This window comes from Capnocytophaga sputigena (genome assembly GCF_900446695.1).
GTDB lineage: Bacteria > Bacteroidota > Bacteroidia > Flavobacteriales > Flavobacteriaceae > Capnocytophaga > Capnocytophaga sputigena.
Genome location: NZ_UAVP01000003.1, coordinates 474,407 through 499,811 on the forward strand (window position 1 = coordinate 474,407; position 25,405 = coordinate 499,811).

Here is a 25,405-nt window from a genome sequence, read left to right on the forward strand (position 1 = left end):
GTGTATTTATTTTAATTTTTTTTCTAATTCTTCTAAGCGTTTTAGCAAGTTTGGTAACTTTCTAAAAATAACATAAGCTTTATTATATTCAGCGTGTCCTAAAGCAGGAGAACCTTGAATAGCTTCATCATCTTTGAGATTGCGTCCTACTCCTGTTTGGGCTTGTATTTTTACGCGATTGCCTATGACCAAGTGTCCTACAATTCCCACTTGACCACCTATCATACAATTTTCACCTACTTTAGTAGAACCTGCAATACCTGTTTGGGCTGCAATCACTGTATTTTTACCTACTTCCACATTGTGGGCAATATGTATTTGGTTATCCAACTTTACACCCTTACGAATAATAGTGGATCCTAAAGTAGCACGGTCTATAGCTGTTCCTGCTCCTATATCTACGGAGTCTTCAATTACCACATTACCTATCTGTGGCACTCTACTAAACTCTCCTTTTTCATTAGGTTGGAAGCCAAAACCATCAGCGCCTAATACTACTCCACTGTGCAACATACAATCTTTGCCTATGACAGTTTCAGAATATATTTTACAGCCAGCAAAAATTGTAGTATCATCACCTACTGATGAGTTATCACCTATATAAGTATTAGGATAGATTTTCACATTATCGCCTATCACTACATTTTCGCCTATGTAAACAAAAGCCCCTACATATACATTTTTCCCTATTTTAGCTGATGGAGATATAAAAGAAGGTTGTTCTATACCTACTTTATTCATCTTCACTTGATTGTAGAATTCTAAGAGTTTGGAGAAAGCAGCATAAGCATCATCTACTCTCACCAAGGTTGCTGAAATAGTATCTTCAGCCTCAAAGTCCTTATTCACAATCACTATTGATGCCTTTGTTGTATAGATAAAATGTTTGTACTTAGGGTTTGCCAAAAAAGATATACCCCCTTCAGTCCCCTCTTCAATTTTTGAAAGTTTATAGACTTCAATTTGGGGATTTCCTTCTACTTCACCACCGAGTACATTGGCTATTTGTAACGCTGTAAATTTCATTTAATTAGTTTATAATCAAAACGATATAAAGCAATATTTATATGTTTTCACCTTAAAAAAAGGTTGTTTTTCGCAACAAAAGTATAAAAATTATTTAATATAGCATTCATTTTGCTATTTTTTTTATCTATTAGGTAATTTTACTACTCCTTTTTCACCCTATTTTGGATAGCAAATATAGTATCGTTCAATCACTTGAGAAAGGGGTTCCAAATTGATAGCTTCAGAAGTTTTACTAAGATCTACTACTCTTCCATTTTTGGTAAGAATCTTAATTACTTCCTTCGCTGGATTATACGCTCTGTTAGTCATCACTCCTGTAAAGACAAAGTACTTCATATCTTTTTCTTCTATTCCTTTAGCAAGTGATAGTTTCTGTAGTCTGTTTATCTTCTGCTCTTCAAAATCGTTTAAGCGGACTTTTATTTTTGGCAAATCGCGATTGAGTAACATTTTGCTGAGTTTAGAAAGGACTACATCGGGGTGGAACTGCCATTCTTTCATTGCTGAAATGATATCGGTATCGTCTAAACGTGCAAACATTTCAAGCACTTCTTGTGAGAAATTATCTTTGGATATTTTGTTTTTCACAAAGAAAGCTAAAGCAGTGGACATAGTGAGTTTTTGTCCTTGTTGTACTAATTCCTTTGCACGATTGAGTAACCTAATCAATATTTGTTCGGCGGCTACGCTGGTTTTGTGCAAATACACTTGCCAATACATCAATCGTCTGGCTATTAGGAATTTCTCTACCGAATATAAGCCTTTTTCTTCCACTACTAATTCATCATTACGGACATTAAGCATTGAGATAAGGCGTTCAGAATTGATATTTCCTTCGGCAACTCCAGTATAGAAGCTATCGCGTTTGAGGTAATCGGCTCTATCCATATCCAACTGACTTGAAATGAGCTGGTGCATAAACTTACGAGGATAAGTGCCTTGAAACATAGCGATTGCCGTTTCTAACTTACCATTGAACACCTTGTTAAGTTCTTGCATAAAGCGCAACGAGATTTCCTCGTGAGAAATACCTTCGACAATGCTGTGTTCCATAGCGTGAGAAAAAGGTCCGTGCCCTATGTCGTGCAACAATATGGCGATATAGAGCCCCTCGGCTTCTTTATCGGAAATTTGGACACCTTTAAAGCGCAACATTTCGACTGTTTTCTGCATCAAGAACACACAGCCAAGTACGTGTTCAAAGCGGGTGTGTTTAGCTCCTGGAAATACCAAATAGGACAGCGCCATTTGATTGATACGCCTGAGTCGCTGAAAATAAGGGTGTTCAATGATATCGAACACTAAAGTGCTAGGAATATGAATAAACCCATAAATAGGGTCGTTGATAATTTTTAGCTTATTTCTTGACCGCATTGTACTGTTTATTTTTTAACCACTCGGCAGTAGCTTGATAAGTACCAATACAAGCATCGGCTTGTTCTTTGTTCAAGTTATTTTCTTTTACTTGTTCATAAAACAAAGGATACTCTTGTGAAGGTTGTTCTGCTTCTTTGTGCAAACTGTATTGAGTAGTTTTTCTCAAAGGTGATATAATCGTGAGTTTATCAGGGGTTAAGTAACCTAAATCTTGATAAGTAGCGATATAGGCACGCGGTTGATAGCCTTCTTTTAGTACATCTTGTCCTATAAACTTAGAAATATAATTGAAGTTTAACAAACCGAAAACAGTAGGCATCACATCTATTTGCGACATCATCACATCTATTTTTTTAGGAGTGATAAAATCGGCGACTATGAAACAAGGGATGCGATAGCCATCTAAAGGCAGTTCGGTACTACCTGCACTTGATGCACAATGGTCGGCTACAATCACAAAAATAGTATTTTTGTACCATTTTTGTTGTTTTGCCATCTCAAAAAATCGTTTGAGTGCATAATCTGTATATTTTACCCCCCCTGCTCTACTCTTTTCGGTAGGAGGAATATCAATTTTACCTTCAGGATAAGTAAATGGACGGTGATTGCTAACAGTCATCCAATGATTGAAGAATGGTTTGCCAGCTTTAGCTTGTTCATTCATCACTTTTATAGCTTTGTTTGCCATATCTTCATCGCAAACACCCCATATATTAGAAAATGTTACTTCTTCAGGAGTAAAGTTTTTGTTATCTATAATATCGTAACCATTACCGCCAAAGAAATCCTTCATATTATCAAAATAACTATCGCCTCCATAAAGATATTTCACATCATAGCCTTTACTTTTGAACACGCTTCCTGTGGTAAACTTATCTTTATTGTCTTTACGCTTCACTACACTTTCACCTGGAGTAGGTGGTATACAAAGGGTTAAGGCTTCTAAACCTCTCACTGTACGGTTACCTGTAGCATATAAATTAGTGAAAAACAAGCTATTATTAGCTAAACTATCTAAAAAGGGTGTACGGTTATCGGTATTACCATACATTGTAAGGTATTCTGCCGAAAGACTCTCTACTGAAATAAGGAGCACATTGCGGTGTACTTCAGTAGTATCACCTACAATCTGGCGTTCGAGCGCAGGAGCATTGAGTTGTTTGAGCACAATGCTTTCAGCCTCTTTTTCTGGCAAGGTAGGATAAAACTGAAAGAAATCTAACTCACTATGGGTAAAGGCATAATAAAACTTATATACGCCATTACTTTGTATTTCCTGAGCAAAAGTATTCTCGGCACTGATGGTATCAAGTCGTGGCAAACTCCACATTCCTACAAGAGCAAGCAATAAATAGACTATTAATAATGCTGCTTTTTCTAACAGTGTAGGGATCGTTTTTAAAACACTCTTAGTTTTTATAAACAAGAAAGTTGTAAGTGCCAATACTACTACAAAAACAGCAGAAAACAAGGGCACTACAGGGTAGCTTTCCATTATATTCCCTATCACCTCATTGGTATAGATGAGATAATCTACTGCTATAAAGTTGTAGCGGATACCAAATTCATTCCAAAAGAAATACTCGCTTACTGCATTCATCACTATGGCAAATACATAGATTGCTAAAGTTATGAAATACAGAATATTGCGCAACTGTATTCTATATTTAGGGAAGAAGAGCAGAAGAGCAAAACAAAAAGTTTTAAACCCAAAGAAAGCTAATGCTATCTCAGGAAGAACCCCTCCATATTGTGCAAAAATATTATTAGGGTAAAACTGTATGTAGAGTAGTATAAGGATAAAAATTCCTAAAATAATTCCTCCATAGGGCTTCTTATACTTTACATTGGCAATAAAAATAAGATAGATAGCCAAGATACTACTTGCCAACAATATAGTAAAGACATCGGATATCAAGCCTATAGTAATCATTTTTATCACACTCCACACCGAAAATGTAGTAGTGGTTATGGGGTGTAACATAAAAATAGCGCGCATCACAAACGATACGAGAAGATATAATATTGCTATATAGGCAAATGGTTTTATTCTTTCTAAGAAGGATTTCATAAATTGTTTTTTTTAGTTATAAGCGTTGTGTTTGGGATTCTCTTTTAAAAAAAGAAACGCCTTAAAAAGACTTCATAAGGCGTTTCATCTTTAATTATAGAAAAGATTTTTATTTTATTGATTCGTATTGAGCATAATAGGCATAGCCAGCATTAACACTTTCTCTCCCTCATCAAGACCATCCACAGGCGTGATAAGTCCAGCACGATTTGGCAACGACATTTCTATTAAGATTTCATCAGAGTCTAAGTTATTGATCATTTCTTTCAAGAACTTAGAGTTGAAACCTATTTCTAAATCGTCTCCCTGATAGTTACAAGTGAATCGTTCCTCACCTTTGTTGCTATAATCTATATCCTCAGCTGAAATTACCAAGCTAGATCCTGCTACTTTCAAGCGTACTTGGTGAGTAGTTTTGTTAGAAAACAATGACAAACGATTGATAGAACTATAGAATTGTGAACGATTTAAGATAAGTTTATTAGGATTTTCTTTAGGGATTACCGCATCATAGTTAGGATATTTACCATCTATAAGGCGGCAGATAAACTCCATATCGTCAAAAGAGAATTTTGCATTGCTCTCATTGTATTCCACAGTTACTTCAGTTTCACTTCCTGCTAAAATACCTTTGAGAATGTTCAATGGTTTTTTAGGCATAATGAAATCGGCAGCATCATTAGCTTTAATGTCTAAGCGTTCGTATTTCACTAATTTATGAGCATCAGTACCCACGAAAGTAAGTCCGTTTTCGCTAAATTGGAACAAAATACCGCTCATTGTAGGGCGCAAATCATCATTTCCTGCTGCGAAAATAGTTTTCTGTACAGCTGTAGCCAACACATCGCCTAACATTGTTACCTTGCTTGCTTCTGGCAAAGCTACAGGGCGAGGAAATTCCTCTCCATCTAAATAAGCTAAAGTATAATTACCTGTAGTAGAGCTAATTTCTATTACATTATTCTCTTTTACCAAAAAGGTAAGCGGTTGTTCTGAAAAGGTTTTAAGAATATCTATCAATAATTTAGCTGATACGGCTATACTTCCTTGAGAGTCTGATTCCACTTCCAAAGTACCTCTTACAGTGGTTTCCAAATCGGAAGCCGAGATTGTTAAAGAATTGGTAGATAGTTCAAACAAAAAGTTATCTAGTATAGGCATAGTGTTGTTGCTATTAATAACACCACCAAATACTTGTAACTTTTTCAATAGGTAAGAACTCGATACTATAAACTTCATATTTTTTATGTATTTTAAATGACAAATCATACCCCTTTTACGGAGTAATAATGGCAAAAGTAGTAATAATATTTATTACGACCAAATATTTTGCGATATTTTTTCGTTTGTTAATTATGAATATTTTTTTTGAGTTCTCAGAGAATCTCGGAGAAACGCAAGGAAAATTGATTATTAGATTTTGAATAAATAAGACTTTTTTGTGTGAATGTTTACAAATATTCCTACATAATACACTTTAAAAATAATTAATTATCAACGTATTCAATTTAAAACTTTGGTAAGGGAAGCAACAGAAAATTTGTAATTCAATTCTAATAAATTACTTTTTTACAAATAACAGCTAATAATTACCATACACTAAGTCAAACTCATCAATAATGGTAACAAAAGCAGAAGGTAAATATTCTCTACGTATTTTATCTACTATAACTTGTGACATCTCCTTATAAAAAGCTATTGCTATACCTCCTGTTATGCAAGCAATGGTATCGCTATCACCACCTAATGAAATTGCTAATCGTATAGCACTATCATAGTCTGTGCTCTCCAAAAGGGCAACAATTGACTGGGGTACTGTACCTTGACAACTTTCGTCAAATGGAAAAGTAGGGCGTATTTCATCAAGAGTAAAATCTAAATCATATTCAAACATTTCTGTCATATAAGCCTTTATTGCTGCTTTACTCTTGCCTATTCGCGCCAGATAAATAGCTACTGCTATAGCTTGCGCTCCTTTAATTCCTTCGGGATGATTATGTGTTACTTCTGCTGTTTGCGCTGCCTTATCTAACACTATCCCCAAATCATTATAAGCAAAACCTACCGCACTTACACGCATTGCCGAACCATTCCCCCAACTATTGTAGGGTGGTGCTGGGGTATCGTGTGCTAACCACTTAAAAAAACTTGTTCCATAACCTCTATTTGGATAGCGCTTACCATAGTCTAATATTGTTTGAGCAAAATCCTTATTGTGAAGAATCGCATCGGCTATGGCAATAGTCATTACTGTATCATCGGTAAAGGTTGTTTCTCTTTTAAATAGTGGAAAATCAGTAGTTCGTGTGTTATTAAATTCGTATACTGAACCGATCACATCTCCTGCTATTGCCCCTAAAATCGTCTGTTTCATAACTAACAATCAATTAGTCGATTATTATATTACTCAATGGTTTGCATTTCTACTAATCGTTTGTACATTCCATTTTTTTGTATTAGCTCGGTATGAGTGCCTTGTTCTACGATACGTCCTTTTTGCATCACCACAATCAAGTCGGCATTTTGTATGGTTGAGAGACGGTGTGCTATCACTATAGAGGTACGATGTTTCATCATATTTTCTAAAGCATTCTGCACCAAACGTTCGCTTTCGGTATCGAGTGCGGATGTTGCTTCGTCGAGCACCATTATAGGTGGATTTTTCAGTACGGCACGGGCAATGCTCAAACGTTGTTTTTGACCTCCACTGAGCTTGCTACCTGCATCGCCTATATTCGTGTCAAAACCTTCGGGCAAATCCTTTATAAACTCATAGGCATTAGCAATTTTAGCTGCTGTTACGAGTTCCTCATCGGTAGCATCGGGTTTGCCTATCAGTAGGTTGTTCTTTATCGTATCATTGAAGAGTATAGAGTCCTGCGAAACTACCCCTATGAGCTTGCGCAATGAAGCCGTTTGCATATCTTTCACATCCACTCCATCGATAAGAATAGCCCCTTCGTTCACATCGTAAAAACGAGTGATTAGATTGGCAATTGTACTCTTACCACTACCCGACTGACCTACCAAAGCTACTGTTTTCCCTTTAGGCACTTCCAATGAAAAATTAGTGAGTACGGGTAAATCGGCATACGCAAATGTGATATCTTTCACACTGATAGCAGTAGTAAAATCTTTCATTACCACAGCGTCTTCACGTTCTTTGATAGGATTCTCGTAATCGAGTATTTCCAAAATACGCTCAGCGGCAGCATTTCCTCGACGCATATCATACGAAGCCTTACTAATAGCCTTTGCAGGAGTGAGAATATTGTAAGCTAATCCCATAAAAGCAATAAACTGAGTCCCCTCCAAAGTCTTGTCTACCAACACTAAAGAACCTCCAAACCATAACAAAATAGCAATCATCAAAATACCGAGGAACTCACTCATAGGCGATCCTAAATTTTGCCTATTCATTACCTTGTTACTCAACCTATTAAAAGTTTGACTTGATTCTCCAAAGCGCTTTGAGAATATCTGCTCGGCATTGAACGCCTTGATTACACGCAACCCTCCTACCGTTTCTTCTATCAACGACAAAAAGCGTCCTTGCTCTTGTTGTACTGCTATAGAGTTCTTTTTCAACGATTTCCCTATCTTAGAAATCACTGCGCCAGCGATGGGAATAAATATAAAAGTAAAAAGGGTGAGTTTCACACTGATACCTAACATCACTAAAATAGAAAATATAATAGTGAGCGGTTCACGTATAAAAGCTTCCATTGCTGATAGCATTGAGTTTTGCACCTCATTTACATCGCCTACCATACGTGACATTATATCACCCTTGCGTTGCTCCGAGAAAAATGCTATCGGCTGGTGTACAATCTTTTTGTAGAAGCTATCTCGCAAGTCTCTCAGCACCCCATTGCGCAAGTACGTAATGAAATAGGATGCTAAATAGCTAAACATATTCTTGAGTAAGAAAAGTGAAATTACCAAGGCGATTACTATCCCCAATGCCCAAATCATATTTTCTCCTGCAAGATTCCCCACTTTGTAGTTTAAATAGGCTTTACCATAACTCCCAAATTCTAACAAATTTCCTGAATACACAGGAGCTTCGGTTATGGGTTGGGCTTTGCCAAAAAGTACATCTAACATCGGAATCAATGCTACAAACGACAAAGCACTGAAAAGCGAATAGAGTATATTAAAAAATATATTCAAAAACGCCTGTCGCTTATAGGGCAATATGTAAGGGATAAATCTCTTAAGTTTCATTTCTATTTTTTATATTTCTTAACGGTTTCGTCCCTTCTTATTTTTTGATTATCAGTATATACAAATTCAGGAACGAAATAGATTTGGCGAGGTACTTCATACTTCAGCATATCCTTATCCATATAGATATCGTGAGCTAAAGTAGGGTAATCTTTTTCATCACCTTGCACATATAACACAGCGCGTTGTCCTAATTCATCATCAGGTTCTTTGGTTATAAAATAATCTCCTTTGATATATTTTTTGATTTTGCGTTCTACACTTTCAGGGAAGACCTTAAATCCACCAGAATTGATAATATTGTCAAAACGACCTAACCACTCAAACTCATTGTGAGAGATAAGGTTTACCATATCGTTTGTAACTACAGGGTGATCGGCAATTAAAGGCGCGTTTATCACTAAGCAATGGCGCTCGTCTTGGGTGAATATCACATTAGGCATTGCCTTATAAGTAGTTTCGTGTTCCTCGGTGTGATTTACCTTGCGCATTGCAATATGCGAAATGGTTTCGGTCATTCCATAAGAAGAATAGACTTCAGTAGAAATATTCTGTAATTTAGCCTCTAACTCTCCATCTATAGAAGCACCTCCTAAAATTACTTTTTTTACACGTGGTAAATCAGTAAGAGATTTTGCTGCTTGTAAAGGAATCATCGCACAGAAATCATAATCCTTACTGGTAAGTGATAATGGCATAGATGAAGGTCTAATAATATCAATATGCAAGCCTAAAACAATAGCGCGAATAAGCATCATTTTTCCTGCGATAAAGTCGGTAGGTAAACACAATAAAGCGCGATCCTTAGGAGAAAGTTTGAGATATTCACCTGTTGCCAAAGCTGAGTTCACCATACCTTGCTTTTTGAGGTGAATTTGTTTGGGAACGCCTGTAGATCCTGAGGTTGTTGCTTCTATATAATCTCTGTCGTCAAGCCAATCCAAAAGAAATCTCCCCACCGATTTACGGTAAGGCAAACCATCTTTCACGTAGGCTACTGCCAGAATAATCAAACGTTCTCTATCAATAGAAAAACCATTGATTTTAAAGTCTTTATGTACAAATTTGTAGTCTATTTCTTCCATATAAAATAATATTATTGTTTAGATAGCAACCGCAAAACTACAATTTTTAAACGAAATGCACAAAATTAAATACAAATATTAGAAAAATTTTGCTTTGTACACTGCCAAAAATTTACATTAGCTATAATCTCTAAATCTACGCATTCTGTAAAATCTTATTTGTTTAGAAAATATTACTGATTCACAAATAGAAAACAGAAAAAAAACATTTTAGCTATTCTTTTACACTTCTTAACTGTATTTGAGCCTTTTAGAGCGAAACAGTAAAAATATTTTCCTCTTTTATTACTCCTATATCAAAAATATTTTTTAATTTTACCGCATCAATTTTATATATTATGTACCAATTAGACCGCATAGATTTAAAAATTTTAGATGAACTACAAAAAGACAGCAAACAATCTGTTAAGAGTTTAGCTGAAAAAGTAGGGCTATCTATTACCCCTGTTCATGAGCGCATCAAACGAATGGAAAACACTGGTGTTATTCAAAAATATGTTGCTGTTGCTGACCCTAAAGCTCTTGGAAAAAGGCTGATAGCTTACTGTCAAGTAAAACTTTTAAGACATAGTGGTGAACTATTTGAAGAATTTGAAAAATACATAAGCGGACTTGATGAAGTGCTTGAAGCCTCGTATATGGCTGGAGGCTACGATTTCCTCCTTAAAGTTATACTCAACGATATGGAAGATTATCAGAAATTCGTAGTACAGAAACTCTCTAAAATGGAGATTATCTCTAATATCCAAAGTTCTTTTGTAATCCAACAAATCAAAAACACCTCTTTGATTAAAAGTATAAACGAAGAAACCGAAAAAAATTAATCTAAAAAATGCACATAGCTATCGCAGGAAATATAGGTGCAGGCAAAACGACCCTTACCTCCCTATTAGCTAAACACTACCAATGGGAAGCCCACTTTGAAGATGTGGTAGACAACCCGTATTTAGACGACTTCTACCACCAAATGGAGCGCTGGAGTTTTAATCTTCAAATCTACTTTCTCAATAGTAGATTTCGTCAAATTCTTGATTTTAGAGAAAAGGGCAATGATATTATTCAGGATCGCACCATCTATGAAGATGCACACATCTTTGCTCCTAACCTACACGAAATGGGCTTGATGACTTCTCGTGATTTTGACAACTACAAGTCTTTATTTGCTCTAATGGAACGCCTTGTTCTTCCTCCTGATTTACTTATCTACCTAAGAAGTTCGATACCTAACTTGGTAAACCAAATTCAAAAACGCGGTAGAGATTACGAAAATTCTATTTCTATAGACTACCTCAACCGTCTCAATCAACGATATGAACAATGGATAAAGGGCTACGACAAAGGCAAGCTACTCATCATAGAGGTAGACAACATTGATTTTGTAAACAATCCAGAAGATTTAGGTGATATTATCAATAAAATAGATGGACTTCTTTATGGATTATTTTAAAATAAAAAAAGAGACACCCGCTATAATAGCGAGTGTCTTTTTTCTTTTATATATTAGCTATTAAAAGAATTTGTTTACGTGGAAAGCAACCAAACCATCGATTGGTTTTCTAAGTACAGTTCCTAACTTAAGATTGTTTTCAGCTAAAACTTCTTCCAAAATATCTTGGAGGAAGAAAGCGATACTACCTACGAAGTTGATAGGCACTTCGTAGCGATCTTCATATTGAGAAATCCAATGGTCTACAAATAGTTGCATACCTTTTCTCACCATATCGCGGCAATATTCGTGATTTTTGTTTTCAACCACAAATTTTGCAAAAGTAGCCAAATAACTATTAGGGTTAGGCATTTTGTACAAGTGGTTTTTAATCACATCTGAACCCAATTCATATTGGTTTTCAAATTTTTGTACAAGATCTGATGGCATTTTCTTGAAGTAATAGTCGATAATCAAGCGTTTGCCATAGAAGTTTCCACTTGATTCGTCCATCAAAATATAGCCTAAAGAATCTACTGCTTGGTATAATTCTTTACCATTCCAATAAGAGCAGTTAGCCCCTGTACCTAAGATACATACAATAGCTTTATCAGTAGGGGCTGTAGTAGCGAACACAGCAGCATAAGTATCTTCTTTTACTTCTATTTTAGCATTTTTGAAGATAGTTGCTAAACTACGTTCTACAAAGTAACGAATGCGTTCAGTACCACACCCAGCACCATAGAAATAAATTTCGGATACTGAATTTCTATTTTCAAACAATTGATAATTGGTGGTAATACGCTCTACAAGAATTTCTTCTGTAAGTACTTCGGGGTTCAACCCTAAAGTTTGCGTAAAAAATATTTTTTCACCTTTGCTATTTAAGGCAGTCCAATCCGCCTTAGTAGCTCCACTGTCTACAATTAAAATCATATCGTTTCGGTTTTTAAATTATTATTATTTTATTAAAAAAAAGGTGAGTTTACCCCTAAGTTGGGCAACTCACCTTTTTTAAGAATTACAATTTAGCAACGTGTTGTGCTAAATCTACTAATTTGTTTGAATAACCAGTTTCATTATCGTACCAAGAAACTACTTTGAAGAAGTTAGCACTCAATCCGATACCAGCTTTAGCATCAAAAATAGAGGTATTTTTGCAACCTACGAAGTCTTGAGAAACTACAAGGTCTTCAGTGTATCCAAGGATACCTTTCAATTCACCTTCAGATGCTTTTTTCATAGCAGCGTTGATTTCTTCAAGTGTAGTTGATTTTTTAGTACGGAAAGTCAAATCAACCACTGAAACGTCGGCAGTAGGAACGCGGAAAGCCATACCAGTAAGTTTACCATTAAGTTCAGGGATTACTTTACCTACAGCTTTAGCAGCACCAGTGCTTGAAGGAATGATGTTGCAAAGAGCAGAACGTCCACCTCTCCAATCTTTTTTAGAAGGACCATCTACTGTTAATTGAGTAGCAGTTGTAGCGTGAACTGTAGTCATTAAGGCTTCTTCGATACCGAAGTTATCGTTCAATACTTTAGCGATAGGAGCCAAGCAGTTGGTTGTACAAGAAGCGTTAGACACGATAGTATCAGTAGGTTTTACTGATTTGTGGTTTACACCCATTACAAACATAGGAGCATCAGCTGATGGAGCAGAAATTACTACTTTTTTAGCACCAGCATTGATGTGAGCTTGAGCTTTTTCTAAAGTGGTGAAGATACCAGTACATTCAGCAACTACATCGGCGTGTACTTCGTTCCATTTAAGGTTGTTAGGGTCTTTTTCAGCAGTGATACGTACTACTTTACCATCTACTACTAAGTGACCATTTTCTACTTTCACGTCACCTTTAAAAGTTCCGTGAACTGAGTCGTATTTCAAAAGGTAAGCGATGTAATCTACATCTAAAAGGTCGTTAATACCAACGATTTCTACGTCGGCTCTTTCATAAGCAGCACGGAATACGAGACGACCAATACGTCCGAAACCGTTAATTCCAATTTTTACTGACATAATTCTGTTAAATTTAATTTATTCGTTATTTAATTTCAAATTTGTTACGTTACTAAGTTGCCATTATTTCGGCTACACGGAGGAGTTCCATATCGATTTTAGAACTACCTTTGATAGCTTTTTCAAGCGGAGTGAGTTCCATTTTATTGTTACGGATACCCACCATATAGTTGGATTTACCTTCAAGGAGTGATTCTACAGCTTTAACGCCCATACGGCTTGCTAAAACGCGGTCGAAACAAGAAGGAGCACCTCCACGTTGCATGTGACCTAATACAGATACACGCACATCGTAATCGGGGTGATGCTGTTCTACGTATTCTTTAAGTTCAAATACATTTTTACCAATTTTATCACCTTCGGCTACTACCACTAAGCTAGAAGTTTTACCTGTGCTACGGCTTTTTTCCAAAGATTCGAGTAGCTTTTTGAGCCCTATGTTCTCTTCAGGAATCAAGATTTCTTCAGCTCCTGCTCCTACTCCAGAGTTGAGAGCGATGTGACCTGCGTCACGACCCATTACTTCTATGAAAAACAAGCGGTTGTGAGAGCTTGCGGTATCTCTAATCTTATCGATAGCTTCGATTACAGTGTTGAGGGCAGTATCATAGCCTAAAGTAAAGTCGGTACCATAAATATCATTATCAATAGTACCAGGAATACCCATTACAGGGAAGCCAAATTCTTTGTTGAACAAGAGCGCTCCAGTGAAAGAACCGTCACCTCCTATTACTACTAAAGAATCTACTCCTGCTGCTTTTAGTTTTTCATAGGCTACTTTGCGCCCTTCAGGAGTTCTAAAGTCTTTAGAGCGGGCAGATTTCAAGATAGTACCCCCTCTGTTGATAATATCGCGAACGCTACGAGCGTTCATTGGTTCGAAATCGCCTTCTATCATTCCCTGATAGCCGCGATATACACCTACCACTTCAATATTGTGGTATGCACAAGTACGTACCACTGAACGAATGGCGGCGTTCATACCAGGAGCATCTCCTCCTGATGTTAATACTGCTATTTTCTTTACTGACATTGTCTGTTTTTAATTTTTCGCCTCAAAAGTACAAAATATTTTTGATATGGCAATAATTTTATGTTTTTTTTTAACACTAAAAAATATAACTATTTATCTTTTTAGGAGTTAGGAAATAGGAAATAGAAAATAGAAATTAGGGATTAGGAGTTATTATATTTTTTTAGTGCATCAGCTAATATGTGAATGGCTTTTACTATTTTCTCTTTTTCGAGCACATAAGCTATACGCACTTGATTGCGCCCTAACCCTTCGGTAGCATAAAAACCTTCGGCTGGGGCTAACATTACAGTTTCGTTATTCACTGAGAAATTATCTAAAAGCCATATACAGAAGTCTTCTGCATTCTCTACGGGCAATTCGGCAATGCAATAGAAAGCCCCTTTGGGCATTGATACACGAACGCCTTGTACTTTTTGGAGTTCTTCGATGAGCACGTTCCTACGCTGAGTATATTCCTTTAACACCTCTTCAAAATAGGTTTCGGGTACATCAAAAGCACGTTCTGCACCTATTTGAGAATAGGTAGGGGGAGACAAGCGGGCTTGTGCGAACTTCAAGATAGATTTCATCACCTCTTTGTTCTTAGACACGACCCACCCGATACGCGCTCCACACATACTGAAACGCTTAGATACTGAATCTATCATTATAGCATTTTGTTCAATGCCTTCAACTTGCATAATAGAATAATGGGTAGCTCCATCGTACACGAACTCGCGGTACACCTCATCAAAAATAAGGAAAATATCGTGTTTTTTGGCTATTGCTGCCAATTGCAAAATTTCCTCTTTAGAATACAAATACCCTGTAGGGTTTCCTGGGTTACAGATGAGAAAGGCTTTAGTTTTAGGGGTTATCTTTTTCTCAAATTCTTCTATAGGAGGCAAAGCAAAATTATTATCAAAAGAAGATGTAATAGGTACACATATAGCATCAAAGGCTTCTGAAAAGCTAATATAATTCGCATAATAAGGTTCGGGAATGATAATCTCATCATCGGCATTGGCAACAGTAGCAATTACATAGGTAAGCGCTTCAGAGCCACCATTGGTAATGATGATATCATTACTATTAACCTTAATATCGTGCTTTTTGTAGTACTCCACTACTTTTTCTCTGAGAGAGTTGATGCCCTCACTTTTGGTATATTCCAATACCTTAGGGGTAAAATCTTTTACTGCCTGAATAGCTATTTCAGGGGTTTTAATATCGGGCTGACCGATATTAAGGTGGTAAATAGTTTTCCCTTCCTTAGCCGCTTTTTCAGCATAAGGAGTCAATTTCCTAATCGGCGATTGAGGCAATATTTGTGCTCTATGTGATATTGTAGGCATAAGTTGATTTATCAATTAGTTAATTAGCAAATTAGCCAATTTATCAATTCATAGACAAATTGGCTAATTATATTATTTTTTTGCCACTAATTCAGCTATGCGAATAATCACTTCGGTAGCTTTTTCGAGGTTTTCAACGGGAACAAATTCGTATTTGCCGTGGAAATTGTGTCCACCTGCAAAGATATTAGGACAAGGCAAGCCCATAAAGCTAAGTTGAGAACCATCGGTACCACCGCGGATAGGTTTAGTTATAGGGGTAATACCTAATTCTTTCATCGCACGTTCGGCTACTTCTACAATATGCATTACGGGTTTGATTTTTTCACCCATATTGTAGTATTGGTCTTTTATTTCGGCTACTGCCACATTAGGGATTTGTTTGTTCAAATCGTCTACAATTTGCTGTACTACAGCTTTGCGTTTGTTGAAAAGGTCACGGTCGTGGTCGCGGATGATAAGCTGTACTACTGTATTTTCTACATCTCCAGAGATATCGGTAATGTGGTAGAATCCTTCGCGACCTTCAGTGCGAGCTGGAATCTCATCAGCTGGTAACGCATTGATAAATTGAGTAGCTACGAGCATTGAGTTTATCATTTTGTTTTTGGCAGTACCAGGATGCACGTTTTTCCCTTTGAAGTGAATTTTAGCTCCTGCTGCGTTAAAGCTTTCGTATTCAAGTTCGCCAATTTGTCCGCCGTCCATTGTATAAGCCCAATCAGCAGCAAATTTTTTGACATCGAATTTATGAGCTCCACGACCTATTTCCTCATCAGGGGTAAAGCCTACGCGTATTTTTCCGTGTTTGATTTCGGGGTGTTGCACGAGGTATTCCATAGCGGTTACGATTTCGGCAATACCTGCCTTATCGTCAGCTCCCAAAAGGGTAGTTCCATCAGTTGTGATGATAGTATTACCTTTGTAGAGCAACAAATCCTCAAAGTAAGAAGGTGATAATACGATATTTTGTTCTTTGTTGAGGACGATATCACCCCCATCGTAATTTTCTACAAATTGTGGATTTACGTTTTCACCAGAGAAGTCAGGAGAGGTATCGAAGTGAGAGATAAAGCCAATGGTAGGTACTGGGTAATCTACATTTGATGGCAAGGTAGCCATTACATAGGCGTTTTCATCTACAGTTACATCTTGCAAACCAATGGCTTTCAGTTCTTCTACCAATAAGTTTGCCATATTCCATTGTTTTTCGGTACTAGGAGTTGTTTCACTCTCAGGATTAGATTGAGAGTCTATTTTTATGTACTTAATAAAACGGTCTACTAAATTTTTCATTATATATAGTTTTTAGTTTTTCTTGTTTGTTAGGAGTTTAGCCCCCGTTCCCCCGAAGGGGGACAATTCTCAAAAAGTGAGTGTTTTATTTATGTGGGCGTTTGCAAAACACTCCTACACAACACACTCTAAGAGTAGTTGATTTTCAAGGTAATCAACTTTGCCAAAGGTCGTAGCACGACGAGCAATTAAAACTTTGGCAAAGTGTAGTGATATTTTTCAGTCTTTTAATGGCAAAGGGTCAAAAGTTCTCAACAAAGGATCATCTTCAAATTTCAAAATACTTTTTACTTTTGCTTTATCTGTAAGGTTGAGAATAAACTCTTTAAAAGTATTCCCTGCTAAATATATCCCCGTAGAAAAATCTACCAAATAAATAGTGCATTCCCCCTTATCATCCCGATTTCTACTATCCCAAAACACAACCTCTCCATTTTCACTAAACAAAAAAGGTTCGGCATTAGCTAAACGCTCTTTATTATCTGCTTCTTGTTTGATAAATAACCTATCTGGATATTCCTTTAGATACATCTGAAAGATACTTTTCCAATATGCATTTCTGTGTTCCAAAGCATCACAATAAGGTGTGTTTTCTCCCATTGGAATATAGGTGAGAAATAAGCCTAACAATCTACCAAAGCCTATTTCTTGAGCAAACTGCAAATAAGAAGGAGGAATTTCAAAACTCCCTATTTGAGTAATATTGCGGGTTGTTGTTAGGTTAGCTTTTGATATGTTTAAAAGTTCTTTATACATTTCTACCCTTCATAAACATCTCTTTGCCATTGCCCTTCTATAAACTCCCTATTAGCACTTTCACCATAATCGAGGTTAAAAACATCATTGAGAGTAGGGTCTGCTTTTACTAATTCTTCCAAGGGCACCATCTTCCAATCGGGTTCTCCTAAGGGAAGGAAAAACCAATAGCCTTCTTTATCGTGTATTACATCTACGATTGGCTCTTGACTTTCTAACCAAGCGGATGTTGTAAATACGGGGCGGAGTTTGTCTTCTCTAAATTTGAAATCGGCATTTCTATCTAAGAGTGGTTGCAAGTAGATTAAATCTTCTCTAAAACCTGTTTCATAAGGAAATACACCTTTGTCGTCAGGCCATATCAATTGCAATGCAGGGAAGTCGGCTGTTTGGTAATAGTTGATTGCTTGTCCAAAATAATCAGGTATATTACGCTTGTCTACTGTTAAGAATTGTACAGGGTGTTTTTCTAATACGCCACGGTAATTCTTACCTATTTCTATAGATTTTCCTTTTTTTACGCCTTCAAACGCTACCGTATTGAGTAAGGTATGGAGTATATCTATGGGCATTCCTAAAGTAATAAGTTCAGGGCGTTTGTAGTTTTTCCACAAACCTACTGTATAAGCAAAAGATGGCAAGTAATCAGTTTGAGGTACCATTATCACCCCAAAGCCGTATTTTTCAATATCACTTACCAATTTATTGATGTATTGATTTTCCAATTCGTTAGTTTATTGATTTACTTGTTGATTATAAACATCTCCCGATTTGCTCACTCGGGAATTACCGATAATGAATCTTTCAAAGGGGGAGATGCTATACAAAAGTGACAATACACTGTTAATCAAGGATTATTATTTTCCAATTCTTGATTCATATTTCTATCATCATCTTCTAATATTTTCTTGCGTCTCAACTCGAAGTTTCTTCCAAGGTATACTTTTCTTACCATCTCATCGGCAGCTAAATCTTCAGGCACACCTGATTTGAGGATTCCTCCTTCAAACATCAAGTAAGTACGATCGGTAATCGCAAGCGTTTCCTGCACATTATGGTCGGTGATAAGAATACCTATATTTTTATTTTTGAGCTGTGCTACAATGCGTTGGATATCTTCTACTGCAATAGGGTCTACCCCAGCAAAAGGCTCATCAAGTAGTATAAACTTTGGGCTAGTAGCCAAAGCACGGGCAATTTCGGTACGGCGGCGTTCTCCCCCTGAAAGCAGGTCGCCACGGTTTTTGCGAATATGTCCTAAACTAAACTCATCTATTAGCTCATCGGTTTTGCGTTGTTGTTCAGCTTTAGATAGTTTGGTGAGCTGCAATACACTTTTGATATTATCCTCAATGCTCAATTTTCTAAATACTGAAGCCTCTTGTGCCAAGTAGCCAATACCGCTTTGGGCGCGTTTGTACATAGGATAATTGGTAATATCGGTATTATCCAAGAAGATAGTACCACCATTGGGTTTAATGAGTCCCACTATCATATAAAAGGAGGTTGTTTTACCAGCACCATTAGGTCCCAAGAGTCCAACAATTTCACCTTGGTTCACTTCCAGCGAAACGCCTTTTACAACCTTTCTTCCTTTGTATATTTTGATGATGTTGTTTACTACTAATTTCATATTGTTAAAACGAAAAGCGATAAGGCATTTCGTTAAGTTCAGTTTCTAAATCTACCCAGTCGTGCACTTCGGTTACGATACTATAGACCATTTCCTCGGTAAGCACTTTCCCTTCATAAAGGTCGGTAATAGTTTGTTCGCTCATCACTTCCTGCAAGAAGCCTTCGTCGCCCATATAGTTTACTGCCCATTCTTTGTATTTTGTAGGGCTAGTAGTGATGTGTTCAAATTTATCGATGTGTTCTTCCACAAGGAAGTTTTCTACGCATTGCCACGTTTCACCATCCAAAGAGTATATCACGAAAGGGATATCACTTTGAGAGAAATTTTTGCGATAGTAGGACAAAAATACTTTGGGGATGCGTTTTTCGAAATCGCGGTTATCGCCTCCTTTGCTGTCTTCGGCGCTAGAAGAGGGAACTATCAAACAGGCTTTATCAATAAAATAGAACGACAACGAAGTGCCATCTTCATCTTCAAAGCCGTGCCCCCACTGGGCTTCATAGCCATCGTATTCTTCTTCATTAGCTTTGTAGTAGGTGTGATATACTTCAAACTCGTGACCACAAATAATCCAGTCTAACACGGCTCTGCCTTTGCAAAGCTGTTTCAACGTTTTCACGTTGGGTAAGTGCTGTAAGTAGGTATTACAATCCATTAAAAAATATTAAATTACCTTGTTTTGTTCTTTTTTTAAAACATAAGCTGAAATAAAAATACTTATTTCGTATAGGAGCATAATCGGTATTGAGACGATTATTTGGCTAGCTACATCGGGTGGGGTGATGATAGCAGCTATTATGAGTACTACTATCAAAGCGTGACGCCTATACTTGCGCATAAAATCAGGGGTTACAACTCCTAATTTGGTAAGAAAATAGATGATAATAGGCAGTTCAAAAACAATGCCACACGAAATGACAGATGATCGTACTACTGAAATATACGAATCTATATCTATTTGGTTTTTCACCTCAGGACTTACCGAGTAAGATCCTAAAAAGTTCACTGAAAGTGGTGTTATAAGGTAATAGCCAAACAATACACCTATAAAAAACAGTAAAGAAGCAATGAGGATAAAACCTCTAGCCAACTTACGTTCATTTTCATACAGTGCTGGACTGATGAATTTCCAGACTTCATAAAGCACATAAGGAAATGCGATAATCACTCCTGCCCAGATAGACGTCCAGATATGAGCTGAGAACTGTCCTGCCATTGTACGGCTTTGGATGGTAAAGGGAAGTTGTTCAGTACAAAAATCACTCTCAAAACCAAAAAAGTGTCCTATTTTACAGAACATTCTATAAGTGAAAAAATCGCCATTTTTAGGAGCAAAGATTATTTGAAAGATAAAATCCTTACAGATAAAAGCTACAACTCCCACTATTAAAACGGCTATAGTAGAGCGTATTAGATGCCAGCGCAAGGCTTCCAAATGGTCTAAAAAGGACATTTCATCTTGTGATACTCCCATTGTGAGTGTATTAATTTCTTTTATATAACAAATTTAATGGCGCAAAGATAAAAAATAATTCATAATTAGCAATTATTGGTCATAAAAAAACTGCTTGGTTTCCCAAACAGTTTTTTACTTATTCAAATATTGTTATTCCATATTCACTACTATGAACTCGCTACGGCGGTTAGCTTGATGTTCTTCTTCGGTACAAGGGACGCCATTAGAGCAACCATTTACCAAACGAGTTTCGCCATAGCCTTTAGCTGTTAAGCGTTTGCGTTCAATACCTTGTTTTACTATCCATTCAAGAGTTGATTTTGCACGTCTATCTGATAAAGCTAAATTGTAAGCATCGGAAGCACGGCTATCGGTGTGAGAACGGATATCAATTTTCATCTTAGGATATTCTTTCATCACCTCTACTATCTTAGCAAGTTCTACAGCTGCATCAGGACGTATATCTGATTTATTCAAATCAAAATAAATTTCCTTAATATCAAATACTTTGGCTAAATCAGTGTTTTTAGAAATAGCTACTTCTCTAGGTTTGAGAAGCATTTCGTAGTATGTTTCACCTTCTTTATCAGTACTTACTTTCACCTCGGCAGTTTCATATTTTTCTTTTTCACCGCGCAAGTAGTAATACAATTCTTTACAATCTACTTCATTGAAAGCAAAAGAACCATCTTCTTTAGTTTTTTGTTTAGCTACTTCTTTCATTGTTCTATCAGAAAGTACAATGAGACCATCTACAATAACATCATTAGTTTTAGCATCTTTCAAGACTCCTTTTAGCATTTTTTGGCAATCGAAAGGTAGAGGTTTTTCTTCAAAGAAGCTATAGATATCATCTTTTCCTTTTCCTCCTGGACGGTTAGATGTGAGGAAGCCTATTTTAGAATCACTATCCATTATAAAACAGAAGTCATCGTCGGCACTATTACCTGGGCGACCGATATTGATAGGTTTAGAGGTAGTACCATTGTCATAGAATTTTACAGCAAAAATATCCAAACCACCTAAACCAGGGAAACCATCGGATGAATAGTACATCACGTTGTTTTTAGAGATGAAAGGGAATGATTCACGCCCTGGGGTATTGATTACATTTCCTAAATTTTCAGGTTTTCCATATTTATTACCCCCTAAAATTTCTACTCGGAAGATGTCAGACCCCCCTAAAGTACCTGGCATATCCGATGCAAAATATAGATATTTTTCATCAGGACTCAAAGCAGGGTGTGCTACATTGTATTGATCACTATTGAAAGGTACTTCTACCACATTACCCCAATCTCCATTGCTTTCTTTCGTAGCACGGAGTATTTTTAGAAGAATGGTATTTTCTTTATCTGTTCCTAATCTTTTATTTACATAGTTATTACGAGTAAAATAAACCGTTTTACCATCTTTTGTAAAAACAGCTGTTGACTCGTTGAACTTTGTATTAATAACATCTGATAAAGGCTTCTTGTTCGATAATTTTTGTTTGTTGCGATCGGCTACATAAAGGTCGTAGAAACCTTCGCCTGTCCATTGAGAAACACCTCCTTTAGAGGCTTTCCCACTAGTAGCCGCAGCAAATACCACTTTATCTCCATAAAAAGTAGGTCCATACTCAGAGTACTCTGTATTTAAAGCAATAGGGTTTAGTTTAAACCTTCCTGAATTAGCTTGAATTACTTCTTGATAATCTTTATTTTCTTCAAAAAGTACTGCACGAGTATCTTTGTCATCAGTCAATTCGGCAAACTTAGCCATCATTTTATCGGCATCATTATATTTACCTACCGATTTTAGCACTTGTGCATAACGATAGTAATACTCGGTTTTTATTTTGTACTTGGGGTTTTCAAATAGTTGTTTGTACCAAGGAAGTGCTTTTTTATATTCAGCATTGTAATAATAGGAATTTCCTAAACTCTCAAGCATTTCTTGGTTTACAAATCCTTTTTTAGCAATACTTTCGTATATTCTAATAGCATCTACATAAGCAAAATTTTTGTACATTTCATTTGCTTTTTCTAATTCCTTTTCAGGTTGTGCTAATAGCACTTGTGCACTACATAATAATGCGAAAGTTAAACTTAGTAATCTCATTTTTTATAATTAATAATTAAAAAATAGGTTTTAAAACTTTAAGAAGTGATTAGCTCACACTAGAAGAATCGAGGTGATACGATTTTTTTGTAGGTTTTCACCAATTCGTAACGCAAGAAGATTTCGTGTGAACCTGAATTGTATTTGCGCAACTCAGTAGTTTCAAAATCATAACCATAACCTGCAAACCAACGATCATTGATTTGGAAACCTGCCATTACACTCACCGCTGCAGACCAACGATAAGCTGCTCCTAATACAAACTTCTCGTTGAACATAAAGTTTGCTGAAAAGTCCAATTGCAAAGGCGCTCCAAATGATACTTTAGAAAGTACTGCTGGTTTGAATTTTGTATTTTCTGACAAATCAAACACATAACCTCCTATCAAGTACAAGTGTTGTGCATTTTTAAGCACTGATACTGAACTCTTGTTGTAGTGAGTCGTTTCGAGCATATTAGGCACTGAAAAACCGAGGTAGTACTTATCAGTATACCAATAAACTCCAGCCCCAATGTTAGGTGAAAATACGCTTTCACTACCTGAAAGACTTTGGTCGGTTTTATCTTTTACGTCCAACTTGTTATAGTCTATTTGAAACAAACTCGCTGAACCATTGATACCGAATGCCAATTTAGAGTTTTCGAAGTTTAATGTATATGACACATCAATTGTTAAATCAGTTTGGGTTTGAGGTCCTATACTTTCACGGAAGATACTTCCTCCTAAACCTACATTGCGCAAACTCTCCATAGGCTGGTGATAACTGATGCTTCCATTAGTAGGTGCACCACTGATACCCACCCATTGGGTACGGAACATTCCAAAGAGGCTTCCTACCTCTCGAGACCCTGTGTAAGCAGGGTTAAACAGCATAGTATTATACATATACTGTGTGTATTGAGACTCTTGTTGTGCAAAAATCTCACTGCAAAATAACATTGTTAGTGCTGAAAACAACGCTTTTTTAATCATAATAAAATCGTCTTTATATATTTGCTATTGATTTTTAGATAAATAGTACTTTTTGTGAGTACATATAACTCGGCAAAATTACATCTTTTTGTTTAAAAAAAAGCTATTTTGTATAATTTTTTTTATACAGTTGATATTTTTCTCTATCATTTAAAATAAAAAATCATCGTAACCTATTGCTTACAAATTAATTACGAACATAAAAACCAAAAGAGGCACTCTTTATTTAAGGCACCTCTTTTGAATTTTTTTTACGTTATGACTTTATTTTAGTATGCAAACAGAGGTCTATCTTCCATAAATCTGTTCACTTCATCAGCAATTTCTTCTAACATTTCGTCGTTAGTGCGATGAGTAATGGCACGATCGATAAAATCGGCGATACGTTCCATATCAGCTTCTTTGAGTCCGCGGGTAGTGATAGCTGAGACACCAACTCTAATACCACTGGTTACAAAAGGAGAACGAGTATCAAAAGGTACCATATTCTTATTCACTGTAATATCAGCTTTACCGAGAGCTTCTTCAGCTTCTTTACCACTTACATCTTTATTTCTCAAATCGATAAGCATCAAGTGATTATCAGTTCCTTTAGAGATGATATCATACCCCTTATCTAAAAGAATAGAGGCTAACTTGCGTGCGTTCTTCTGTACTTGAATAGCGTAATGAAGAAAATCATCAGAAAGAGCTTCGCCAAAAGCTATAGCTTTAGCTGCAATAATGTGCTCTAAAGGGCCTCCTTGGTTACCAGGGAATACGGCACTATCGAGTAAAGAACTCATCATTCTTACTTCTCCTTTAGGGGTTTTGATACCAAAAGGGTTCTCAAGATCTTTACCCATCAAGATAAGTCCACCACGAGGGCCACGCAATGTTTTATGAGTAGTAGTAGTTACAATGTGGCAATGTGGAATTGGGTCATTTAACAATCCCTTAGCTATAAGTCCTGCAGGGTGTGCAATATCGGCAAAGAGAATAGCTCCTACTTCATCAGCTATTTCTCTAAATCGCTTAAAGTCTATATCACGAGAATATGCAGAAGCGCCTGCTACTATCATTTTAGGTCGCTCACGTTTGGCTATTTCTAATATATTGTCGTAATTGAGTCGTCCTGTTTCTTTTTCTACTCCATAGAATACAGGTTCATACAATCTACCTGAAAAGTTCACAGGAGAACCGTGAGTAAGGTGACCACCGTGAGAAAGATCGAAGCCGAGAATTTTATCTCCAGGTTTAAGGCAAGTAGCGTATACAGCTGCATTGGCTTGCGAACCACTGTGAGGTTGTACGTTTGCGTATTCAGCACCAAATAGGGCTTTAGCACGGTCAATAGCGATTTGCTCTATTTCGTCAATCACTTCACAGCCACCATAATAGCGTTTACCAGGGTAACCTTCAGCATATTTGTTAGTAAGTACTGATCCCGCTGCTTCCATTACTTGGTCACTTACAAAGTTTTCAGAGGCTATAAGCTCAATACCTAACACTTGACGCTCTCTTTCGTCTTCAATTAGTTCAAAAATATCAATGTCTCTTTGCATATTAAAATTATTTTGTTGTTTGAGTTATTTGAAAA

The 25,405-nt window shown here is 36.6% G+C and carries 22 protein-coding genes; 2 read left to right on the forward strand and 20 right to left on the reverse strand.

Annotation, left to right across the window (positions count from 1 at the left end; genetic code table 11):
• Positions 1-6 precede the first annotated feature (6 nt).
• The 7 genes from lpxD to DR017_RS02480 all read right to left on the reverse strand — a co-directional run bounded on the left by lpxD (position 7) and on the right by DR017_RS02480 (position 9,789).
• A complete protein-coding gene (lpxD, locus tag DR017_RS02450) occupies positions 7-1,026 on the reverse strand; it encodes a UDP-3-O-(3-hydroxymyristoyl)glucosamine N-acyltransferase (RefSeq protein WP_002681663.1) in 1,020 nt (339 codons plus the stop codon).
• Between the two features lie 159 nt (positions 1,027-1,185).
• Positions 1,186-2,403, reverse strand: coding sequence for an HD domain-containing protein (locus DR017_RS02455; RefSeq protein WP_002681675.1), 1,218 nt, complete (start codon positions 2,401-2,403; stop codon positions 1,186-1,188).
• Positions 2,387-4,477 (reverse strand): LTA synthase family protein, encoded by a 2,091-nt coding sequence (locus DR017_RS02460; protein WP_002681669.1) that lies wholly within the window; start codon positions 4,475-4,477, stop codon positions 2,387-2,389. Before DR017_RS02460 ends, DR017_RS02455 begins: the two co-directional genes overlap by 17 nt.
• 114 nt (positions 4,478-4,591) lie before the next feature.
• Positions 4,592-5,716, reverse strand: a complete 1,125-nt coding sequence (gene dnaN / locus DR017_RS02465) for a DNA polymerase III subunit beta (RefSeq protein ID WP_040361842.1) — start codon at positions 5,714-5,716, stop codon at positions 4,592-4,594.
• A 343-nt stretch (positions 5,717-6,059) separates the two neighbouring features.
• Positions 6,060-6,851: an ADP-ribosylglycohydrolase family protein gene (locus DR017_RS02470; protein WP_002681660.1), complete on the reverse strand. Its 792-nt coding sequence runs from the start codon at positions 6,849-6,851 to the stop codon at positions 6,060-6,062.
• Between the two features lie 29 nt (positions 6,852-6,880).
• The gene (locus tag DR017_RS02475) at positions 6,881-8,704 is read right to left on the reverse strand and encodes an ABC transporter ATP-binding protein (protein WP_002681647.1); all 1,824 of its coding nucleotides are present in this window, start codon (positions 8,702-8,704) and stop codon (positions 6,881-6,883) included.
• A 2-nt stretch (positions 8,705-8,706) separates the two neighbouring features.
• Positions 8,707-9,789 (reverse strand): AMP-binding protein, encoded by a 1,083-nt coding sequence (locus tag DR017_RS02480; protein ID WP_002681652.1) that lies wholly within the window; start codon positions 9,787-9,789, stop codon positions 8,707-8,709.
• Between the two features lie 338 nt (positions 9,790-10,127).
• Here DR017_RS02480 and DR017_RS02485 point away from each other — a divergent pair, with 338 nt between their 5' ends.
• Positions 10,128-10,613: an Lrp/AsnC family transcriptional regulator gene (locus DR017_RS02485; RefSeq protein WP_002681661.1), complete on the forward strand. Its 486-nt coding sequence runs from the start codon at positions 10,128-10,130 to the stop codon at positions 10,611-10,613.
• Positions 10,614-10,621: 8 nt separating this feature from the next.
• Positions 10,622-11,236, forward strand: coding sequence for a deoxynucleoside kinase (locus DR017_RS02490; RefSeq protein WP_002681649.1), 615 nt, complete (start codon positions 10,622-10,624; stop codon positions 11,234-11,236).
• A 60-nt stretch (positions 11,237-11,296) separates the two neighbouring features.
• Here DR017_RS02490 and DR017_RS02495 read toward each other — a convergent pair whose 3' ends face one another.
• The 13 genes from DR017_RS02495 to glyA all read right to left on the reverse strand — a co-directional run bounded on the left by DR017_RS02495 (position 11,297) and on the right by glyA (position 25,370).
• A complete protein-coding gene (locus tag DR017_RS02495) occupies positions 11,297-12,151 on the reverse strand; it encodes a hypothetical protein (RefSeq protein ID WP_002681680.1) in 855 nt (284 codons plus the stop codon).
• 85 nt (positions 12,152-12,236) lie between these two features.
• Complete coding sequence (gene gap, locus DR017_RS02500; RefSeq protein WP_002681668.1) at positions 12,237-13,235, reverse strand: type I glyceraldehyde-3-phosphate dehydrogenase; 999 nt, start codon at positions 13,233-13,235, stop codon at positions 12,237-12,239.
• Positions 13,236-13,287: 52 nt separating this feature from the next.
• Positions 13,288-14,268, reverse strand: a complete 981-nt coding sequence (gene pfkA / locus DR017_RS02505; protein WP_002681653.1) for a 6-phosphofructokinase — start codon at positions 14,266-14,268, stop codon at positions 13,288-13,290.
• Between the two features lie 143 nt (positions 14,269-14,411).
• Positions 14,412-15,605: a pyridoxal phosphate-dependent aminotransferase gene (locus tag DR017_RS02510; RefSeq protein ID WP_002681679.1), complete on the reverse strand. Its 1,194-nt coding sequence runs from the start codon at positions 15,603-15,605 to the stop codon at positions 14,412-14,414.
• Between the two features lie 72 nt (positions 15,606-15,677).
• Complete coding sequence (gene pepT / locus DR017_RS02515) at positions 15,678-16,901, reverse strand: peptidase T (RefSeq protein ID WP_002681684.1); 1,224 nt, start codon at positions 16,899-16,901, stop codon at positions 15,678-15,680.
• Positions 16,902-17,120: 219 nt separating this feature from the next.
• Positions 17,121-17,657 carry a hypothetical protein gene (locus tag DR017_RS02520; RefSeq protein WP_002681655.1) on the reverse strand — a complete coding sequence of 179 codons (537 nt, stop codon included), beginning with the start codon at positions 17,655-17,657 and terminating at the stop codon, positions 17,121-17,123.
• A 2-nt stretch (positions 17,658-17,659) separates the two neighbouring features.
• A complete protein-coding gene (locus DR017_RS02525; RefSeq protein WP_002681685.1) occupies positions 17,660-18,382 on the reverse strand; it encodes a DUF4262 domain-containing protein in 723 nt (240 codons plus the stop codon).
• Positions 18,383-18,504: 122 nt separating this feature from the next.
• Positions 18,505-19,290 carry an LPS export ABC transporter ATP-binding protein gene (lptB, locus tag DR017_RS02530; protein ID WP_002681665.1) on the reverse strand — a complete coding sequence of 262 codons (786 nt, stop codon included), beginning with the start codon at positions 19,288-19,290 and terminating at the stop codon, positions 18,505-18,507.
• A gap of 4 nt (positions 19,291-19,294) precedes the next feature.
• Positions 19,295-19,948 carry a hypothetical protein gene (locus tag DR017_RS02535; protein ID WP_002681671.1) on the reverse strand — a complete coding sequence of 218 codons (654 nt, stop codon included), beginning with the start codon at positions 19,946-19,948 and terminating at the stop codon, positions 19,295-19,297.
• A 9-nt stretch (positions 19,949-19,957) separates the two neighbouring features.
• Complete coding sequence (tatC, locus tag DR017_RS02540) at positions 19,958-20,767, reverse strand: twin-arginine translocase subunit TatC (RefSeq protein WP_002681683.1); 810 nt, start codon at positions 20,765-20,767, stop codon at positions 19,958-19,960.
• A 132-nt stretch (positions 20,768-20,899) separates the two neighbouring features.
• A complete protein-coding gene (locus tag DR017_RS02545; protein WP_040361839.1) occupies positions 20,900-22,852 on the reverse strand; it encodes an OmpA family protein in 1,953 nt (650 codons plus the stop codon).
• 59 nt (positions 22,853-22,911) lie between these two features.
• The gene (locus DR017_RS02550) at positions 22,912-23,826 is read right to left on the reverse strand and encodes a PorP/SprF family type IX secretion system membrane protein (RefSeq protein ID WP_095909135.1); all 915 of its coding nucleotides are present in this window, start codon (positions 23,824-23,826) and stop codon (positions 22,912-22,914) included.
• A gap of 269 nt (positions 23,827-24,095) precedes the next feature.
• Positions 24,096-25,370, reverse strand: coding sequence for a serine hydroxymethyltransferase (gene glyA, locus DR017_RS02555; protein WP_002682212.1), 1,275 nt, complete (start codon positions 25,368-25,370; stop codon positions 24,096-24,098).
• Positions 25,371-25,405: the final 35 nt, after the last annotated feature.

Excerpts from the sequence above, each read along its gene's own strand:
- DR017_RS02475 (WP_002681647.1), bottom strand. The coding sequence starts at position 8,704 with ATGAAACTTAAGAGATTTATCCCTTACATATTGCCCTATAAGCGACAG.
- pfkA (WP_002681653.1), bottom strand. The coding sequence starts at position 14,268 with ATGTCAGTAAAGAAAATAGCAGTATTAACATCAGGAGGAGATGCTCCT.
- DR017_RS02455 (WP_002681675.1), bottom strand. The coding sequence starts at position 2,403 with ATGCGGTCAAGAAATAAGCTAAAAATTATCAACGACCCTATTTATGGG.
- DR017_RS02495 (WP_002681680.1), bottom strand. The coding sequence starts at position 12,151 with ATGATTTTAATTGTAGACAGTGGAGCTACTAAGGCGGATTGGACTGCC.
- DR017_RS02545 (WP_040361839.1), bottom strand. The coding sequence starts at position 22,852 with ATGAGATTACTAAGTTTAACTTTCGCATTATTATGTAGTGCACAAGTG.
- pepT (WP_002681684.1), bottom strand. The coding sequence starts at position 16,901 with ATGAAAAATTTAGTAGACCGTTTTATTAAGTACATAAAAATAGACTCT.
- gap (WP_002681668.1), bottom strand. The coding sequence starts at position 13,235 with ATGTCAGTAAAAATTGGAATTAACGGTTTCGGACGTATTGGTCGTCTC.
- lpxD (WP_002681663.1), bottom strand. The coding sequence starts at position 1,026 with ATGAAATTTACAGCGTTACAAATAGCCAATGTACTCGGTGGTGAAGTA.
- dnaN (WP_040361842.1), bottom strand. The coding sequence starts at position 5,716 with ATGAAGTTTATAGTATCGAGTTCTTACCTATTGAAAAAGTTACAAGTA.
- DR017_RS02510 (WP_002681679.1), bottom strand. The coding sequence starts at position 15,605 with ATGCCTACAATATCACATAGAGCACAAATATTGCCTCAATCGCCGATT.
- DR017_RS02550 (WP_095909135.1), bottom strand. The coding sequence starts at position 23,826 with ATGATTAAAAAAGCGTTGTTTTCAGCACTAACAATGTTATTTTGCAGT.
- lptB (WP_002681665.1), bottom strand. The coding sequence starts at position 19,290 with ATGAAATTAGTAGTAAACAACATCATCAAAATATACAAAGGAAGAAAG.
- DR017_RS02535 (WP_002681671.1), bottom strand. The coding sequence starts at position 19,948 with ATGGATTGTAATACCTACTTACAGCACTTACCCAACGTGAAAACGTTG.
- glyA (WP_002682212.1), bottom strand. The coding sequence starts at position 25,370 with ATGCAAAGAGACATTGATATTTTTGAACTAATTGAAGACGAAAGAGAG.
- DR017_RS02460 (WP_002681669.1), bottom strand. The coding sequence starts at position 4,477 with ATGAAATCCTTCTTAGAAAGAATAAAACCATTTGCCTATATAGCAATA.
- DR017_RS02470 (WP_002681660.1), bottom strand. The coding sequence starts at position 6,851 with ATGAAACAGACGATTTTAGGGGCAATAGCAGGAGATGTGATCGGTTCA.
- DR017_RS02490 (WP_002681649.1), top strand. The coding sequence starts at position 10,622 with ATGCACATAGCTATCGCAGGAAATATAGGTGCAGGCAAAACGACCCTT.
- tatC (WP_002681683.1), bottom strand. The coding sequence starts at position 20,767 with ATGGGAGTATCACAAGATGAAATGTCCTTTTTAGACCATTTGGAAGCC.
- DR017_RS02520 (WP_002681655.1), bottom strand. The coding sequence starts at position 17,657 with ATGTATAAAGAACTTTTAAACATATCAAAAGCTAACCTAACAACAACC.
- DR017_RS02480 (WP_002681652.1), bottom strand. The coding sequence starts at position 9,789 with ATGGAAGAAATAGACTACAAATTTGTACATAAAGACTTTAAAATCAAT.
- DR017_RS02485 (WP_002681661.1), top strand. The coding sequence starts at position 10,128 with ATGTACCAATTAGACCGCATAGATTTAAAAATTTTAGATGAACTACAA.